Source organism: Psychrobacter sp. AOP5-GZ1-6 (genome assembly GCF_052376345.1).
In the GTDB taxonomy this organism is placed as follows: Bacteria; Pseudomonadota; Gammaproteobacteria; order Pseudomonadales; family Moraxellaceae; genus Psychrobacter.
In genome coordinates, this window is record NZ_JBQSVP010000062.1 from 1 (window position 1) to 17554 (window position 17554).

At 43.6% G+C, this 17554-nt stretch carries 13 protein-coding genes; 4 read left to right on the forward strand and 9 right to left on the reverse strand.

All coding sequences use genetic code 11. The features are described 5' to 3' along the window. Positions 1 to 177: 177 nt before the first annotated feature. The 8 genes from ACT3RN_RS09320 to ggt all read right to left on the reverse strand — a co-directional run bounded on the left by ACT3RN_RS09320 (position 178) and on the right by ggt (position 10099). Complete coding sequence (locus tag ACT3RN_RS09320) at positions 178 to 720, reverse strand: hypothetical protein (protein WP_192992203.1); 543 nt, start codon at positions 718 to 720, stop codon at positions 178 to 180. Positions 721 to 730: 10 nt separating this feature from the next. Beyond that, a complete protein-coding gene (cysE, locus tag ACT3RN_RS09325; RefSeq protein ID WP_192992202.1) occupies positions 731 to 1588 on the reverse strand; it encodes a serine O-acetyltransferase in 858 nt (285 codons plus the stop codon). 248 nt (positions 1589 to 1836) lie between these two features. Next, positions 1837 to 2673: an RNA methyltransferase gene (locus tag ACT3RN_RS09330; RefSeq protein WP_192519131.1), complete on the reverse strand. Its 837-nt coding sequence runs from the start codon at positions 2671 to 2673 to the stop codon at positions 1837 to 1839. Beyond that, positions 2674 to 3033 (reverse strand): Hpt domain-containing protein, encoded by a 360-nt coding sequence (locus tag ACT3RN_RS09335; protein ID WP_192992201.1) that lies wholly within the window; start codon positions 3031 to 3033, stop codon positions 2674 to 2676. 59 nt (positions 3034 to 3092) lie between these two features. Then, a complete protein-coding gene (dnaE, locus tag ACT3RN_RS09340) occupies positions 3093 to 6794 on the reverse strand; it encodes a DNA polymerase III subunit alpha (protein ID WP_192519133.1) in 3702 nt (1233 codons plus the stop codon). 335 nt (positions 6795 to 7129) lie between these two features. Next, positions 7130 to 7591, reverse strand: a complete 462-nt coding sequence (locus ACT3RN_RS09345; protein ID WP_192519134.1) for a hypothetical protein — start codon at positions 7589 to 7591, stop codon at positions 7130 to 7132. A 117-nt stretch (positions 7592 to 7708) separates the two neighbouring features. Continuing rightward, on the reverse strand, positions 7709 to 8110 hold the full coding sequence (locus tag ACT3RN_RS09350; RefSeq protein ID WP_192519135.1) for a hypothetical protein: 402 nt from the start codon (positions 8108 to 8110) through the stop codon (positions 7709 to 7711). An 18-nt stretch (positions 8111 to 8128) separates the two neighbouring features. Further along, the gene (ggt, locus tag ACT3RN_RS09355; RefSeq protein ID WP_192519136.1) at positions 8129 to 10099 is read right to left on the reverse strand and encodes a gamma-glutamyltransferase; all 1971 of its coding nucleotides are present in this window, start codon (positions 10097 to 10099) and stop codon (positions 8129 to 8131) included. Positions 10100 to 10489: 390 nt separating this feature from the next. Between ggt and ACT3RN_RS09360 the strand changes: the two genes are divergently transcribed. Together ACT3RN_RS09360 and ACT3RN_RS09365 are read left to right on the forward strand one after the other, a co-directional pair. Beyond that, complete coding sequence (locus tag ACT3RN_RS09360; protein ID WP_192519137.1) at positions 10490 to 12562, forward strand: hypothetical protein; 2073 nt, start codon at positions 10490 to 10492, stop codon at positions 12560 to 12562. Between the two features lie 163 nt (positions 12563 to 12725). Next, on the forward strand, positions 12726 to 14318 hold the full coding sequence (locus ACT3RN_RS09365) for a hypothetical protein (RefSeq protein ID WP_192519138.1): 1593 nt from the start codon (positions 12726 to 12728) through the stop codon (positions 14316 to 14318). Positions 14319 to 14524: 206 nt separating this feature from the next. On the opposite strand, the gene ACT3RN_RS09370 is transcribed toward ACT3RN_RS09365, so the two are convergent. Further along, positions 14525 to 15076 (reverse strand): Spy/CpxP family protein refolding chaperone, encoded by a 552-nt coding sequence (locus ACT3RN_RS09370; RefSeq protein WP_192519139.1) that lies wholly within the window; start codon positions 15074 to 15076, stop codon positions 14525 to 14527. Between the two features lie 244 nt (positions 15077 to 15320). On the opposite strand from ACT3RN_RS09370, the gene ACT3RN_RS09375 reads away from it, so the two are divergent. After that, on the forward strand, positions 15321 to 16007 hold the full coding sequence (locus ACT3RN_RS09375) for a response regulator transcription factor (protein ID WP_192519140.1): 687 nt from the start codon (positions 15321 to 15323) through the stop codon (positions 16005 to 16007). 14 nt (positions 16008 to 16021) lie between these two features. Continuing rightward, positions 16022 to 17548: a sensor histidine kinase gene (locus tag ACT3RN_RS09380; RefSeq protein WP_192519141.1), complete on the forward strand. Its 1527-nt coding sequence runs from the start codon at positions 16022 to 16024 to the stop codon at positions 17546 to 17548. Positions 17549 to 17554: the final 6 nt, after the last annotated feature.

Genomic DNA, 17554 nt, shown 5'->3' on the forward strand with positions numbered 1-17554 from the left:
AGGTAGTATATCTGGCAACCCAGCAGGCCTCTAAAAAGTGGTCGATGCTAATCCGTAACTGGACGTCTGCTTTAAATCGCTTTATGATTATGTTTGATGACCGTATCAGCAAGCATTTAATCTAAACGGCAGTTACACAGAATTCGGGATGGTCTCTACCATAGCGATGTGAACCATTTAGCCTGCTATGACGCAAGGGATTCGGGTATTGCCGCCTTTTGTCTTCATGGCTAAATCAATGTCGATATTTTCTTGCTCTAAAAAGCTTTTGTTCATTGATGGCTTACCTTTCAAAATAAAGTAATAACCAAAGCCTTCAGCTTCAGCATCATACACAAAGCTTGAAATACGAAGTACTCTTACCCCAAATTTAGTAAAATCGACATCCATATTTACGGTGCGTTGTTGTTCAGATTTTTTGTATGTTGTGCTTATTAGTTTGACGCCGTTAATCTTGTAGTCATTACCTATAGCAAACTGATTCTGAGATATACGATTCACAGTGCTTTCTTGCAAGGCAAAAGCAATACCAGCGATGTTCTGTCTATAAACAGAATCACACTCAAGAGTAGATTTCGTTACTAAAGACTCAACATCTACTTCTATGTAATGGTTTGGGCTATCGTTATTAGATGCTATGGCATGACTAGATATATAAAATAGTAGACTTACCATACAAGCGCTAAAAACTCTTGTTTTAATATATTGTAATCTAGCCATTTTCAGTTTTCTAATCAGCCTCATCTTTACCAATCACATCGAACTCTTCTAAGCACAATTTGTCATATTCTTTTTTACAAAAACTAGGATCGATTTTGCACATAGCAGCTTGTAATTGATCGAGGCGGTTTTCTGACTGCTGAATGTGTTCTAGCATTTTAGCAAATGCTTCTGCAACAGGGTCTTGTGAGGTTGGATCAATACCATAAGCCTGAAATGCTGTATCGCGTGCAGTAGCTTGTTTTGAGGTCGCTATTTTTTCTTGTGACTTAGCGTCTGGTGATTTTTCGGTAATTGGATTGCCTTTTTCATCATGATGATCCGATATCATGCGAGCTGCATTACCGACCATCGTAGCGCCTGCTGGTACCGGTTTTACCACGACCGCATTTGAGCCGATTTTGGCATTTTTACCCACCGTAAATGGGCCCAATACTTTTGCACCAGCGCCAACGGTCACGCCATCTTCTAGCGTGGGATGACGTTTGCCATTATTCCATGATACGCCGCCAAGGGTGACGCCATGATATAAGGTGACATCGTTGCCAATCTCAGCCGTTTCACCAATGACGACGCCGACACCATGATCAATAAAAAATCGTTTGCCAATCTTGGCAGCAGGATGAATCTCAATACCAGTGATGATACGTGAGCCATAAGAGACCACACGTGCGGCCAGTTTCTGTTCGTTATTCCAAAGACAGTGCGCCCCGCGATGTAGGACGAGCGCATGGATGCCAGGGTAGGTCAATATGATCTCGAGGCTGTTGCGCGCCGCAGGGTCACGTTTGAATACCGCATTTATGTCTTCTTTTAGGTCTTTTTTGATACTAATAAGTGATTTGAATAATTTGGTTGGCAATGACATAAAGCGTCCTATCTATTTGTCAGTAGAGTGTCACTGGTGAACAGCGATATCTGTAATTTATAGTTATTAGATTTTAATCGTTATTAAGTCTGCATAAATATTAGGTTGTACTTACACTAAGGTCTTTTAAGTTATAGCAGTTTTACACGATAAAATATAGTGATGAGCTATTAAATACTCACAAACCCATCAATTCATATGAGCTTGTGAGTATCGATTTTATATTTAGGGCGTGTTAGATAATATAGCTAGTCTTTTGACAGCTTGGCAATCAATGCACTCAGTAATTGATACTCTTTTTGATCGAGCTGTACACGCGAGCCCAGTCGTGACAGGCGCGATGGCAATGATTTTAAGTGCTCACTATCTGCCAGACCGCGCTGAACCATCAGCTCTGTCATACGCTGAGTCAGCTGTTGTAGTTGCTGCTGGGTAATCGCAGGCTCGTCCCATTGTTGACGCAGATGAACGTCCATCATGGGTTCGACGGTTGTACTTATATCAGCATCTAGACTGTTATCAGTTGTATTTAAGTGCGTTTGCGCGTATGCAAAGATAAAACTGGCGATTACTTGTACCGCTGATGCAACGTTGAGCACAGGATAAGCAGGATTGGCATCGATTTGAATATGATAATCTGCATAAGCCAACTCTTCATTGGTCAAGCCGCGATCTTCACGACCAAATAAGATAGCAATATTTGGTTTACTACTAGTCGTACTTGCTTGCTGATCCATAAAATCAAACATGATTTTTGCCGCTTGGGTAGGGTTCACCACAGGGCGCGGCAAATGACGACTACGACTACTCGCTGCGAACACGAGCTGACAGTCTGCAATAGCAGATTCAAGGCTAGGTGCGATGGTCGCTGATGCCAGTAGCTCATTGCCACCTGCTGCATGAGAGACACTCGTCTCATCAATTGGCAATTTAGGATCAACGACCGTCAAACGCGACAACCCCATGGTGTGCATCGCCCGTGCTGCCGAGCCAATATTGGCAGGTAGCGTTGTATTTACCATGACGACTTGTACAGCAGACAGATAGTCATTCACACCATGAGCTGATGGAGAACTGTTACTCATTTATAGCCCCAAGCGTTGATTGATTTCTTGCTCAACGTTTTGCAGCGCGATTGAGATGTTTTCAATAAGTGTGGCTTGTTCGCCAATCGTACGCTCACGGCAGCGCTCTTGTAATTGACTGCTTAAGCTGGCCAATTTCGCAGCGCCTAAATTAGCGCTAGCGCCTAAATTAGCGCTAGCGCCTTTTAGAGCATGAGCGGTCTCATAGCCGTTAGCATGGTCGTTTTCTTGCTGAGCCGTTTTTAGTGCTGCGACACGTTTCTTACTGTCTATAAGATAGACTTGTATTAAGTCGGCAAAATCTTCTTCGAGCAAGTCACGCATGTCTTCAAACTGCTCATCGTTGATAATTTCGTCCATTTTTTATATCCAATTGTTAAAAGTTAAAGCAATAAGGGTTGAGGTGGGTTTAACACATGCTAACTATAATGAAAGTGTAAGTTGTCTTCATTAATCATAGTTTTCAGTTGTTGTAAGTTGTCATCGTTGGGATAAATACGCCAATGCTCGGATAGAGCAACATTGGCAATACCAAACTCTGCATAAATACTTAGTCCAAGTGGTAGACAGTTGTCATTAATAGAGGCGTCGGTATTGCTCAGAGCATTGTCAGTATAACCTTGATCAGTATGACTGCCATTACTCATAGCCGTTAAATCATTGCCGTTTTCATCGTATAGACTGCCGCCCATGGCAGGATCGTAAGCGCCGTTGCCGCCACTATTACTGTCTTGCTCATCTTGCTCGCTGTTATAAGCCAAGCGCGGTGCTGGTATGATGTCAGCTTGTGCAGATTTCAGCAGAGGCTGCATACGTGTGAGCAAATTGATATCGCTACCGTGAACTTTAATGCTGATCTTTTTGAGCCAGCGCAAGCGCGCATCAACCATGCTCATGGCACTATCAAGACGGGCAAAGAGGCGACCGTCACGCTCACGAATACTGCCTTTGATAATGACCACTTCGTCGACTTTTAGCTGGTCTTTGACGCGGTTAAAGCGCTCCGCATAGCAGCTAACCTCTAACCGTGATGTGCCATCGTCTAAGGTAATGACGTTGCGAGTACCAAAGTTGGCGATATCGATAATCAATCCTGCAAAATAACAGCTGCCGTTATAACCAGTATCGGTTAGCTTATCAAGACGCGTGCCTGAGGTATAGCGTTTTAGTTCATCTAGGTATTCGTTGATAGGGTGACCTGTCAAATACAGCCCTAAAGTGTTTTTTTCAGCTTTTAGGCGGTGTTTGTCCCCCCAGATTAGCTCTGGTGTCATGACTAATGGTGGCGCGGCGACCACACCATCCATCTCACCAAACAAATCCATCATACCGATTTCACGGTTTTGACGGTCTTGTTCAGCCGCTTGTACCGCACTTGGCAACTGACTCATCAGCGCACCGCGAATCTCGTATGCTTCATCGGCTGGCAAGTCAGGTCGCAATGTCGCTGCAAAGTCATCAAAGCAGCCTGCACTGACCAGTGCTTCAAGCGTGCGCTTATTGACTTTTTTGATGTCTACGCGGCGACAGAAGTCATATAAGTCTCTGAATGGTCCTTCGCGGCGGCGTGCGTCGACGATAGATTCAACAGCACCTTCACCCACGCCTTTAATCGCGCCAAGACCATAAATAATATTGGTCGGCGTATCAGCGACGAAATGCCATTCACTACGGTTCACGGATGGATTGACAACGGTTAACTCAAAATTTTCACGGCAGTCATTGATAAAGAATACGACGTTGTCCGTGTTGTTCATATCTGAAGTCAGTACCGCTGCCATAAACTCGGCAGGGTAGTATTGCTTGAGGTAAGCGGTTTGATACGCCAATACACCATAAGCGGCAGAATGCGAGCGGTTAAAGCCGTAACCAGCGAATTTTTCCATCAAATCAAATACGCCACCTGAGGTGACTTCATCGATGCCTTGTGAGGTTGCACCAGTGACAAAGATATCGCGCTGTTTGGCCATCTCTTCGGGTTTCTTTTTACCCATTGCACGGCGCAGCATATCAGCACCGCCCAAGCTATAACCAGCCATGACCTGTGATATCTGCATGACCTGTTCTTGATAGACAATAACGCCGTTGGTGTTTTCTAGTATTGGCTCAAGATTGGGATGATCGTAGATGACTTCCTCGCGACCATGTTTACGGTCGATATACATCTCTACCATGCCGGCATCTAGCGGACCGGGGCGATATAGCGCACACATGGCGATGACATCTTCGATATTGGTCGGTTGTAGTTTGGCGAGGTACTTTTTCATACCCATACTTTCTAACTGAAAGACAGCAGTGGTCTTGGCATCTTGCAGTAGCTTATAGGCTTTTTTGTCATCTAACGGCAAATCTTCTAGGATTAATGCGTCTTTGCCTTCTTTGGCACGGCGTAAGTTGATGTTCTCAACGGCAGCATCAATGACGGTTAGGTTGCGCAGACCCAAAAAGTCAAACTTCACCAGACCAACGGCCTCGACGTCGTCTTTGTCAAACTGGCTGACACGGTGACCTTCATCATCACAATAGATGGCGCTAAAGTCGGTAATCTTATGCGGGGCAATCAGTACGCCACCCGCATGTTTACCAACGTTTCGGCAGACGCCTTCTAGTTTGATGGCCATCTCCCAAATTTCGATGGCATCTTCATAATCCATATTGTCAGGATTAGAGATCAAGTCCTTGAGCTGTGGCTCTTGTTCGAGCGCTTGACTCAGCGTGATACCCGGAGTTTTGGGGATAAGCTTGGATATTTTATTGGCAAGGAAATACGACTTGCTTTGTACACGCGCCACATCACGTACCACGGCTTTTGCGGCCATGGTACCAAAGGTGATAATCTGCGAGACTGCGTCACGACCATAGGTTTGCGCCACATAGTCAATGACTCGGTCACGGCCTTCGATACAAAAGTCGATATCGAAATCGGGCATCGATACCCGCTCAGGGTTTAAGAAGCGCTCGAATAATAAATCGTAGTGGATAGGGTCAAGATCGGTGATGTTTAGCGCATAAGCGACCAAGGATCCTGCACCGGAACCACGACCCGGTCCAACAGGTACGCCATTGGCTTTTGCCCAGCGAATAAAGTCCATAACGATTAAGAAATAACCAGGAAACTCCATCGAGAGGATAATGCCAAGCTCATACTCTAAGCGCTCATCATACTTCTGGCGAAAATCGTTCCAATGTTCAGTACGTTCTTCAACAGGAAAAAGCTTATCCAAGCGATTATTCAAGCCACGTATCGACTCTGCCCGAAAAAATGATTCAATCGTCTCACCTTCAGGTACAGGAAAATCGGGTAAGACATTAATACCCAGCGTCAAGGTCACATTGCAACGACTGGCTAGGCGTAATGTATTATCAACTACCTGAGGAATATCAGCGAATAGCTGTGCCATTTGCTCTTGAGTTTTGAGGTATTGCTCATCAGAATAGGTCTTTGGACGATTTGGGTCAGCCAGTACATAAGAGCCTGCGATACATACTCGCGCTTCATGGGCATCAAAATCATCTTGCTCCAAAAACCGCACATCATTATGGGCGATAATAGGCATATTGTGTTTGGCACCTGAGTGAATAGCTGCTTTAATAAAGGTATCTTCACCTGAGCGATTGGTGCGTTTGATAGCAAAGTATAACCGATCAGAAAACTGCGACTGCCACTCTGTCAGCAGCTCATCGGCTTTTTCTGGCATTGAGCTGACCAGTGCCTGACCGACATCGGATTTTTCGGTAAATAGTACGATAACACCTGCCGCATGTTCTAAGATATGATGGCGCTTGATAACGGGCACACCATGGTTGGCATCATCGGCACGTCCTTCGGTAAAGCCTAGTGAGACAATACGGGTGATATTTTGATAGCCTTCATTGTCCATCGCTAACAGTGTCAATCGCGTGTCTTCATTTTCCATGATGACTTCGCTGCCGATGATTGGCTTGATACCAGCGCTTAGGCAGGCACGGTAGAATTTCACCGTGGCATAAAGGTTGGATAAATCGGTCAAAGCAAGCGCGCGCTGATTATCGGCCGCAGCAGCCTTGACTAACGGCTTGATACGCACGATAGAGTCAGTGATTGAATATTCGCTGTGAATGCCAAGGTGTACAAATGCCATAGAGGACTCTTACGGATACGATCGGAAAATAGGCTGATAATAAATAAGTTTTTTATTATCAATAATTTAAGTCTTTAATTTGGTGTGCAAATACGTTAATAATCGTATTTGCGTATTCCAAATCAGGTCGTTAATAATAGCATTATTTGCTGCAGACAACCACTGATTCAAAGGTATTGGGCGAAGTAATAAGGTTGGAAGTATTCGTTAGATACGTGCTATTTCTATTTCAATAAATAACCGCTGACATCTTTAACGATGAAAGCGGTTGTTTATGAAATATTCAGAAAGAATTATAGTTCTGTTTAGGGGTAAAAGGCTTTTAGAGGTTTGAATTATAATCCAGCCCATTCGCCTTCAACCCAGATTGGATTCTCGGCGTTACCCTCTCTATTCATCCATTTATCACCTTGCCAATAACCACTAAGGCTGTCTTCTTTTTTACATTCTTTACTATAGTAATATGAGCCCATGTCATAAGAAAAGCATTTTTTGGTATCTTTGTCGGGTGGACAAAAGCCAGTTTGTACATCGCAATTGGGTGCTTGCCCAGGTAGGTAGGCTCTACCTTCTTTACAGACATAGTCTACCGTACCATGAGGTAGATTATTGTAATCCCAAAAATTTGTACCATCACTGCCTAACGGTTGGTTAGTACGACAGTGTAATGCCCAGCCACCTTTACTATTCAGAATGTATTCATCAGGCTTTGAATTATTAATTCCCGCTATATTATCTATACAGCCTGTTAATAGCAATGCGGTGAGTCCACCGGCGATGAGGTATGATGTTTTCATAAGGTGTTTTGCTCTAGTTTTGTTTAAGGGTGAAAATCTTTTAGATATTTGGGTTATAAACTAAACCTCATATCATCTGCCCTAAATTAGTTGATCGCTACAGTACTGAATTAGTAGCTAACTATCGGCTGGTACACTAGGTACACCGTTTCTGCAATTAAATTCATAAGTACTTATAGGCAAATCATATTTTTTCCAATAGCGACGCAGCTGCGGTGTGGTCAGCTCGTTTCCTTGACAGTCCTTTGGTAATAAGGGTGTGCTTCCGTCACAGATAAAATACAGTGTACCTTTAGGCAAGTTGTTGTCTTCCCAGTATCTTTTTGCCCAACTTTTGATTATTGGAGAAAAAAGAAGTCTGTCTGTTGCTGGATTGATCTCTGTGGTACATTCTCCTACTGCATTGCCAGAGTCATCTTCTAAATAGTCTTGTTCATACATAAACCGCGCACCCAAATCGATACAGGCGGTGAGGCCTAACATGCTGGTTAGGAGTAAAGCTAGTTTTATTGATTTCATAATTATATCCTGTTGCTATTAATACCCCACCACAGCCGCATCAACGATACGTGGATCAGACGAGCCGTAAACACCGTTTGGCGTAATCATAATCGACTGCGTCGAACCCATGGCAGATTTTGGACTGACCGTGTGTCCCATTGACTCAAGCTTTTTGACAGTATCAATATTCAATGCTTTTTCGACTCGAATTTCATCAGGCAGCCATTGGTCATGAATGCGCGGGGCATGGGTGGCCTCAGCGATATTCATATCATGGTCGATGACGTTTGAGAGGATTTGGGTGACGGTGGTGATGATACGGCTACCACCTGGGCTACCTGTGACGATATAAGGCTTACTGTCTTTGAACACAAAGGTTGGACTCATCGAGGATAGGGGACGTTTATTGGCTTCGACAGCATTGGCTTCACCGCCTAATAGGCCATAACCGTTTGGCACACCAGGCTTGGCCGAAAAGTCATCCATCTCATTGTTGAGTAAAATCCCTGTACCGTCAGCGACGAGACCGGTGCCGTAAGAGAAATTTAGCGTATAAGTATTGGCTATCGCATTGCCATCTTTATCGACGATAGAGAAATGCGTGGTCTGATCGCTTTCGTAGGGCAGTGGATTATTGGCTTTGATGGTCGCCGCTGGTGTGGCTTTGTTTGGATCAATTAAGGCGCGCAGCTTGTCAGCATAGGCTTGAGAGGTAAGACCGCTGGCAGGCACATCGATAAAGTCAGCATCACCTAAGTACTCTGCTCGATCTGCATAAGCCAATTGCATCGCTTCAGCCATTAAGTGGATGGTCTGCGCGCTGTTTTGTCCGTAGTCTTTGAGTGGATAGCCTTCTAAAATATTCAAAATCTGAATGATATGAATACCACCAGAAGAAGGCGGCGGCATTGAGACCACTTCATAACCACGGTAGTTGCCTTTGACCGGCTCACGGGCGATCGCTTGATAATCGCTCAAATCCTGCAAGCTCATTAGGCCACCTGCTTCATTGACCGCTTTGACCAGTTTTTGCGCCGTTTCACCCTTATAAAACCCATCAGGCCCTTGTGCGGCAATTAGCTTTAGCGAGCGGGCAAGCTCTGGCTGCCTTAAGCGTTCTCCTGGTTGATAGGCACTGCCGTCTGGTTTAAAAAACACCTTTTTGGTACTGGGCCACTTTTGCAAACGATCACTGAGAGCGGTGAGTGACTCAGCCAATCCAGCCGTCACTTCTATACCGTCCTCTGCTAGTGCTATCGCTGGTGCCATGACTTGTCCGCGGCTCATCGTACCATGCTCGTCCAACGCTTTGAGCAGTCCTGCGACTGTACCTGGCACACCGACAGCCAAGCCATGATAGCGAGACAAGTCGCTAACAGCGTTACCTTCTTCATCGAGGTACATATCGCGAGTGGCGCTACTGGGTGCTTTTTCACGGTAATCGAGTGCCACGGTCTTGTCTTGCTTGGCATCATAAATCATCATAAACCCACCACCGCCGATGTTGCCAGCACGAGGTAAGGTGACGGCTAGAGCAAAGCCAACTGCGACGCCTGCATCAACAGCGTTACCACCTTCTTCTAAGATTTTTAAACCAATATTTGAGGCGAGCGCTTCTTGCGTAGCGACCATGCCATTTTTTGCCCAAACAGGGTGATGAATCGCATCGGCAGAATAGATGGCTTGCTCGTTATTGGTACTGTTGGCAGTGTTAGTAGTGGCAATGTTAGTAGTGGCAGTGAGAGTGCTTGATTTGCTAGGTGTAATGCGTTTGGTTTCGGACAGCAGAGTAGGACTGTCGGTCATAATATCGAGGTTGATTGCGCTGGTATTGATAGACGTATTATTTATCGAATCAGTGGGTTTTGGTGTCACGGGTTCAAGCGCATGAGCTGATATAGATAGCAATAATGTACTGGTGATGAGTAGAGTGCTGGATTTGAGTAGTGTACTGAAGTTTTGTTTAGACAGTTGAGTGGTTTGATGGTCAGAGGATGAGGGCTGCATGGCAAAGTCCTTTTTATATGAGACGTTAATCAGTAAGGCTGTATTTTAAAAACAGATAGACTAAGAAAAGGTATGTCACGAAAAATAACAGGATAGCATGAGAATAGGAAGATATTACCTACATATGTCTATAAAAATACTAAAAATAACAGCTTTAAAAGATATTTTTTTCATCTTGCTATGGCAGCTAATTATCGAGAAGGTAACGTGCGGTCGAACATGATGATGTTTTTAGCGTCTATTACATAAATATTATGATGAAGCCCAATGATTTGTGGAAATTAAATGAATAATTGCGCTATTATAGCTAGCTAGTAATGTTTTGTGATATAAATGACGCTATTCATTATATATTTACAATTGTTTATCAGCTTAGACTAAGGGAATTTCATGTCACCGCCTATTTTTCATAACAGCAAACAGCCACTTTTGTCTCAATCATCAGCGCATCAGCCAACGAGTACAGGCAAGCGTCAGTTAATAAAAATGTCTAGCTGTGCGATTTTATCCGTGGGCGCGATGACTTTGCTAGCAGGTTGTCAATCAACGTCGATGGCTTCATCAAATGCTGCGGTATCAGGCAAGGTGATTGATTTTGAGATTGCAGATCCTGCGCAGAGCCAAGCACAGGGCCGTGCATTTAATGCCGATTTAAATGCCAAGTCTGAACGCTATGCACAATTATTTGACCAAGAAAATAATCCTAGCACTGAGAACCAAGCCAAAACGCATTTGATGACGGCCATTCGCCAGCATCTGGCGACCGAGCATGTATCCGTTTCGCAAGCCAATTATCAAACCGCCCCTTTTATTGATCCTGATAGTATCGATGCTGGCGCTAGTAGTTTGCTAAGAACCGTTTTAGAAACTTATGCGTATAGCAAAGAGATGTCAGACGACTATGACTCAAGCTATGATTCGGACTACTCAGATGATGATTATTATGAATCAGATTATGACAGCTATGTCGATGCTGCAGATGAAGTCGTCATCGAAGAATATGCTGATGAGTCAGATGACATTGCATATGATGATGAAGGTTACGATCAAAACGGCTATGACGAAAACGGTTATGACTGGTATGGCTACGACGAATACGGTTATGATGAGTACGGCTACGATGAAGATGGCTATGATCGAGACGGTTATGATGAATATGGTTATAGCCGCAGTGACTATGATGAAGGAGTTTATGCTAGCGATGATTATGAATCGGACAGCGCTCTTTCAAAGTTATCAGAACTAAACCCAAAAAGCATGGCAGAGCAATATGAAGCCATGCAGATGGCAAAACAGCAAGCAGAAATGACTGGTACAACAAACGAGTTTCCTCCTACGTCAGCCTCAGGCGCATTGGGCCAAATGCTTAACATGCTCCACCGAACCCCTGAGCAGATAGCAGCGTCCAATGCTTATCATTATAAAAATCTGTTTTTTAGTAGTGTGAGTCAGTACAAACCTCAGCAGCGACAACTACAAAGCGTCTATAGCTACGACTATGTGACGCCGACGATAAGCTCATCAGTACAAATACCGCTCGCGTTTGATTTTAACAACAGTAATGTCACGGTTGATCCTTCAGTTATTATGCCTATCGTGGCGATGGCCACTCCCGAAAACACGCCACTACCGAACGAGATGGCGTCACATACGGTCAGTTTTGGTTTGCCTGATAGTATCACTGAGCAGCTACCACCAGCAGTGGTCTATGATGCAGCGATTGCTGCTATACAAGACAGTATGGCGGAGCTGGCACCTGAGCACTTTAGTGCAGTCGATATTAGTGATGATGCGTTTGCCAAAGAAGTCGGTGCTAGCCGAGCGGTAAAAGTATATTTTGGTAGTCAGCAAAGCGGTGAGATGATTGGTAAATTTCTAAAGTATATGACGCAGTCGTTACAAGAGTATATCGATACCAATCCAGAGAAATACCCTGATGGCGCCATGCTAAAAGCTGCCATTGAAAAGTTGCAGCTCTATAATAAAGGTTATCAAAGTGCAGATGTGGGTGCGCTATTGCAAGTGATTGAGGCCATTGGTCCAATTTCGTTCAATCAGACAAATTACTATTACTTAGACAGCTCAGATCGACTACTTGCTAAGCAGCAACGTATAAATATGGGCAGTGATTTTCTTGGTTCTACAACCACTGCAATCAATCAAGTCCGCTATGATAAAGCCAGCTTTAATCAGAGTGCGTTGACCCCGTTATTGGCCGAGTCGTTTGGTGATAATGCAACACCTGCTATCGATGGCAATGCTTGGATTGCAGAGCAACGTCAAAAAGGAGATAGGCTGCAAGAGGCTCGTTACGCCCGCTATGATTATGACAACGACTATGCTGATGCTAGCGAGGATTCTGCTAGCGATGCGGCAGAGTACGAGTCTAGTAATTATGATGACTATAACGAAGGTTATAGTGAAGGCTACACTGATGCGGAAGATGATACAGACAACTGGTAGAGCGTTATTAGCACTATAGTCGGTTCAATATAGTTTGGATACCACAAAGCCAAGTGAAAGCACTATAAATAATAGCCTAAGCGAATCTGATAGCGTATCAAAATTATGAAGAGCTGACTATATATCTTGTCACGTTCAAGCCCATATTTATTAAGGATAAGAAATGAAAACAGTACATCAAGCCATCGTAGGTCGTCTGCCGTCAACCATCAAAAACCATACTTTATTGACCAGTGTATTCATCACAGGCGCACTATTATTAACAGGCTGCCAATCTACCAGCTTAGGTCAGTCCAGCAGTGTTACGGCACAGCAAACGCCAACAGCAGCCAAAACAGCATTGGCAACCGCGCTAAAAAAACAGCGTCGTCAATCATTTAGCTATCATGGCAATCTTGAGATTAACAACGATCAGTATGTTACTAATGTAGATCAAGCGGAGTTGGTTACGGCAGATTATGTGGACACATACTGCGAAGAGACACATGATCAAGCGTATGCCGATCTGGTTGCTCAAGCACAAACACAAAATAATGATGTGATGGACGCAGAGTATGATGCCCAGCGAGCAGCACTCAAAGACACTTATCTTGAGTGTTCAGATGCCTATGAAGCGTGGATAGAAAGCGATTACGATAGTGATATCACTGTACCACCATCATATCAGCAACTATTTGATAACTATTATGATAAAACAACACCATCAGATATTAAAAAAGCGAAATTGCTAGACGCTTATCTATTAAAGCCATTATCCATCAATGCGCAAGGTATCTATCAACCTATGGTTGGTAAGGCTACTATGCTAGCCAGTGTGCAATATAAAGCACGTAACCATCAAAGCAGTATCAATCAGCCTATTTATATCGATTTTAAAAACGGCAATATTTATCTGTGGGCCGATAATTTTGCAATGTTAAATTCAGAATTATTAGATGATAAGCTGGGTACTACATGGCAAAACAAGTGGCTAAAAGTTGCACTGGATGATGGTACGTTGCCAAAAGGGTTTGGAAGTGAGGTGATAAAAGCTCATTTTGAAGCGCTAGATCGCACGTTTGAGGCAGCGCCTGTTAGCCAGTTTGACTATGTGGCACCTAATACGTTGGTATCTTTGTCTCCTAAGTTACCAGAGCATCAACTACCTGCCATGCTAGCAAGCGATCAAGTGATTCGCCGTCTACAAAGTGCTGAGAGTTATGAGCAGTTTTATCAAGACTACATGCGCATATTTTACAACCACATCACCGAGCAGTACCCTGAACTGGTAAAAAGTAATGAAGCTTACTCAGAAAACGACACAAACATGGATGTTAGTACTGATACATTTACCAGTAAAGCACTGGTGCAGCAAGCATTGGCTGCAATGAAAAACAGTATGAATAATGATGGCAATGTTGAGACGGTAGAAGATGAAATGGGAGCGGACACAGCGGTGCAAGAGTTATACGGCTTTGATAAACGTGGCAAGCTTGCGTGGCAGCATACGCGTAATACGTTACACACTGCTAGCAACACATCTGACAAAGGCTTGGTAATAGATGCCTTACAGCAGTATTCCGCTATCAATAAAGATATAGCATTCCCTAACTTACCAAATGATGCGCAAGTGCCGAATGACAGTAATAGTGTCGATGCACGGCAGTATAGTAAGGAGTTGCTGCAATATTATCGTGATGGCAATGGTACTGCTCTTGGAAAAATGATGTTTAATCTACTGCCAATGGCGCAAGATGAGTTCGCTGCTATTGATTAAGGTTGTATAGCAACTGGTATAGTTCAGTGAACCACTAAATTACTATGACGTTATCTATCCTTATAGCTATTTTAGAGTTCTTTGACTATCATCGATTGAAATGCACATACTTAAAAAGCGCCTCTACTTAATAGAGGCGCTTTTTAATTTAATACGCATATCGCTAGGTAAAACTATCACTTTTCCAAAGTGGTTTAAGTGAATTATTACATACCTTGCTGTGGGCGCTCGCCACGTTTCTCACGACGGTCTGGACGACCATGACCTTCATCATCATTTTTTCGATCTTCTTTCATTTGTGCCAGTTCCGCACGCTGCTCAGCAGTCAGTACTTGAGCAATCGCATGTTGGGTCTGTATGCGTTCAATAAAGCGTTGTTTTTCTTTCGCTGCTTGCTGATCGGCGAGACGGTTTACCGCAGTACTATTCAATGTGCGAGCATTAGTCAATGCTTGTATTTGTTGCTCTACTTGCGCACGCTCTGCTTGATGTTGTGCAGGTTCTGTTTTGCGATCACCATGCTGCGCTTCCATAATGGCTTTGATTTGGGTTTTTTGCGCAGCTGTAAGGTCTAGTTTAGACAACGGACCTCTCATCTCGCCTTTTTTCATGCCGCCTTTTTTCATATCAGCTTTGTGATGCTTTTGCATTTGTGTCGTTGATGGTGTGGTATCTGTGTTTGCATTGACACTGGTACATGCAGTAACAGTAAATACGCTAGATAATGCGATGGCTGAACCTAATAGTAACTTTTTCATAGTAACGTCCTTTATTTAACTTCATATGGTTTGATTGAATAGATATTTAACGTTTTATCTGGCAATTATTGTTGTTAAGCGTTGAATATAAATACAATACTTGCTGTTGATAGGTGCTATCTTACGACAGTTGAAGGTTACGAACATTTATGAAGTATTAAGAAAAGTAACATTTATAGAATACCGATCAGCTATTGCCTGATAATATAAATAACAAAGCTATTTAACGTTTAAGGAGATAGATATGCCAAACATATTGTTAGGTGATGACGACGAAGAGTTGACTCAGTTATTAGAAGAGTATTTGCATAATCATGGCGTCCAATGTGACTGTGTTCATGATGGTGAGGCTGTCATAAAAAAACTAAAAAAAGCCAGTACGCAGACCCCTGTTTATGATTTGCTAGTGCTGGATATTATGATGCCGAAGATGGACGGACTCAGTGTACTACGTCAATTACCGAATATTATTGATATCCCTGTCATTATGCTAACCGCAAAAGGCGAGGAGATTGATCGTATCATCGGTTTAGAGCTTGGCGCTGATGATTACATTACCAAACCTTGTAATCCTCGAGAGCTGCTAGCACGTATTAATGCAGTCATCAAACGTACCAATGCAGCAGTGTCAGAGCACACACCGTTACCAGAAGGTCGCTTGCATTTGGATCAAAACCAGCGAGTCTGTCAAATAGATGGTGTTGAGCTGCAAGTGACGGGTACAGAGTTTGACTTACTGGTGGCGCTTCTCAAACAAAAAGGCGAGGTCGTTAGTAAGGAGTGGCTGTCAGAGCATGTATTGCAACGTGAGTTACAGCCTTTTGACCGTAGTCTCGATGTTCATGTGTCACGCCTGCGTAAAAAACTTCAACCGTTTCATGACGAGCCAATAAAAGCAGTTCGTGGTAAAGGTTATCAGCTGGTACTTTAATGATGGAATCATCGATGAATAACCCTAAGTTTAAGGTGCGGATCACCCTGTTTTGGCGGCTGTTTTTGAGTCTGTTAGCCACCATTCTGGTCACTTCTATCCTGTCTGTCATGGTAGAGCGTTGGTTAAGTGAAAAAGCGCTCACCGCTCGTATGGATGTGCAGGTAGACAGTTTGTTGGTTCAGCGTCAGGAACTGGTCGCAGCACTGAAAGCCGGTGATATGGAAGCGGTCAAACAACTGTATCGTCAAGACCGCTGGCTAATGAATCAAGTCAGAGTCTATGATGAGCAAGGTAGCATTATATTTCCGCGTTACCGGGATAGAGAAGAGATTAGACCAAATGGTCAGATAGAAACGCCGCCCTCATTACAGTCAGGCTTACCTGAGATGGACAATGATGTATCGAAAAATGTGCGGTCACCTCTGAGCTATTTTGTTCCACCGATGATACCAACCAGTGCCGAAATAGCTGATTCTGAGAGTCGCCCAGAACTCGCTGATGTGACGGTTGTTTTGCCAAATAAACAAACGGTTATTGTGCAGCTGCGTCCCCATCTGCGTTTTTCGGATGTTGTAGAGTTGAAATATACTAACTTTCCTATACGCTTATTATTAATTATCTTGTTAAGCATATTGGTCTGTGTTTGGCTAAGTCGGACGCTGACTCGGCGTATTCGCCGTGTACAAAACACCGTATATCGTATGATTGATGGTGATTATCAAACCTATCCAAATTTGTCCAAAATGGGAGATGATGAATTGGGTCTATTAGCAAACGATGTGGCTAACTTATCAACACGCTTGGCTGAAAGTGAGCTGGCACGTAAGCAGATGTTGAGTGACATCTCACACGAATTACGTTCACCATTGGCACGTCTTGAGGTAGCAACTGAGTTGACTCGAGATTTTGCACCAAATGCCAGCCGTTATCTCGATCGTATTGATAAAGAATCTGCACGCATGAATGAGCTGATTGAACAAATTATTCATATTCAATCTTTACAAATGCAGCAATACACCATTGATAACTTGGAAACTGAAATGGTGGATATGACAGAGCTTATCAGCGAGATTGGACAAGATGTGTGTTTTGAGTTTTATCATAAAAATGTGAGCTGGCAGTGGCAGTCGCCTAGCGCATCGTTAGATAGCTCGTGGGAAGTGTTAGGTAATCAAGAGCAGCTGCACAGTGCACTTGAAAACATCATTCGCAATGCCTTTATGCATACAGCAGCCGATTCAGAAGTGATTGCTGAAATCAAAAAAGTAGAGATGAATCATCAGGTCCCCGCTATTCAGGTTAGTATCACAGATGAGGGTGACGGTGTGGCAGAAAAAGACTTAGAACGTATTTTTCAGCCTTTTGTACGATTAGACTCCGCTCGTCATCGTGAGACAGGAGGGTATGGGTTGGGGTTGGCAATTGTTCATGCGGTGGTCACCGCTCATAAAGGACATATCAATGCCTACAATCGCCAAGATGGGGTACAAGGGCTGGTGGTTCAGATTACTTTGCCGGTGAGAATGAAAGACAGTTAAAAAAGA

Bases quoted from the DNA above. Each gene is read 5' to 3' on its own strand.
- ACT3RN_RS09365 (WP_192519138.1), top strand. From the start codon at position 12,726: ATGAAAACAGTACATCAAGCCATCGTAGGTCGTCTGCCGTCAACCATC.
- ACT3RN_RS09330 (WP_192519131.1), bottom strand. From the start codon at position 2,673: ATGAGTAACAGTTCTCCATCAGCTCATGGTGTGAATGACTATCTGTCT.
- ACT3RN_RS09350 (WP_192519135.1), bottom strand. From the start codon at position 8,110: ATGAAATCAATAAAACTAGCTTTACTCCTAACCAGCATGTTAGGCCTC.
- ggt (WP_192519136.1), bottom strand. From the start codon at position 10,099: ATGCAGCCCTCATCCTCTGACCATCAAACCACTCAACTGTCTAAACAA.
- ACT3RN_RS09360 (WP_192519137.1), top strand. From the start codon at position 10,490: ATGTCACCGCCTATTTTTCATAACAGCAAACAGCCACTTTTGTCTCAA.
- ACT3RN_RS09335 (WP_192992201.1), bottom strand. From the start codon at position 3,033: ATGGACGAAATTATCAACGATGAGCAGTTTGAAGACATGCGTGACTTG.
- dnaE (WP_192519133.1), bottom strand. From the start codon at position 6,794: ATGGCATTTGTACACCTTGGCATTCACAGCGAATATTCAATCACTGAC.
- ACT3RN_RS09320 (WP_192992203.1), bottom strand. From the start codon at position 720: ATGGCTAGATTACAATATATTAAAACAAGAGTTTTTAGCGCTTGTATG.
- cysE (WP_192992202.1), bottom strand. From the start codon at position 1,588: ATGTCATTGCCAACCAAATTATTCAAATCACTTATTAGTATCAAAAAA.
- ACT3RN_RS09375 (WP_192519140.1), top strand. From the start codon at position 15,321: ATGCCAAACATATTGTTAGGTGATGACGACGAAGAGTTGACTCAGTTA.
- ACT3RN_RS09370 (WP_192519139.1), bottom strand. From the start codon at position 15,076: ATGAAAAAGTTACTATTAGGTTCAGCCATCGCATTATCTAGCGTATTT.
- ACT3RN_RS09380 (WP_192519141.1), top strand. From the start codon at position 16,022: ATGAATAACCCTAAGTTTAAGGTGCGGATCACCCTGTTTTGGCGGCTG.
- ACT3RN_RS09345 (WP_192519134.1), bottom strand. From the start codon at position 7,591: ATGAAAACATCATACCTCATCGCCGGTGGACTCACCGCATTGCTATTA.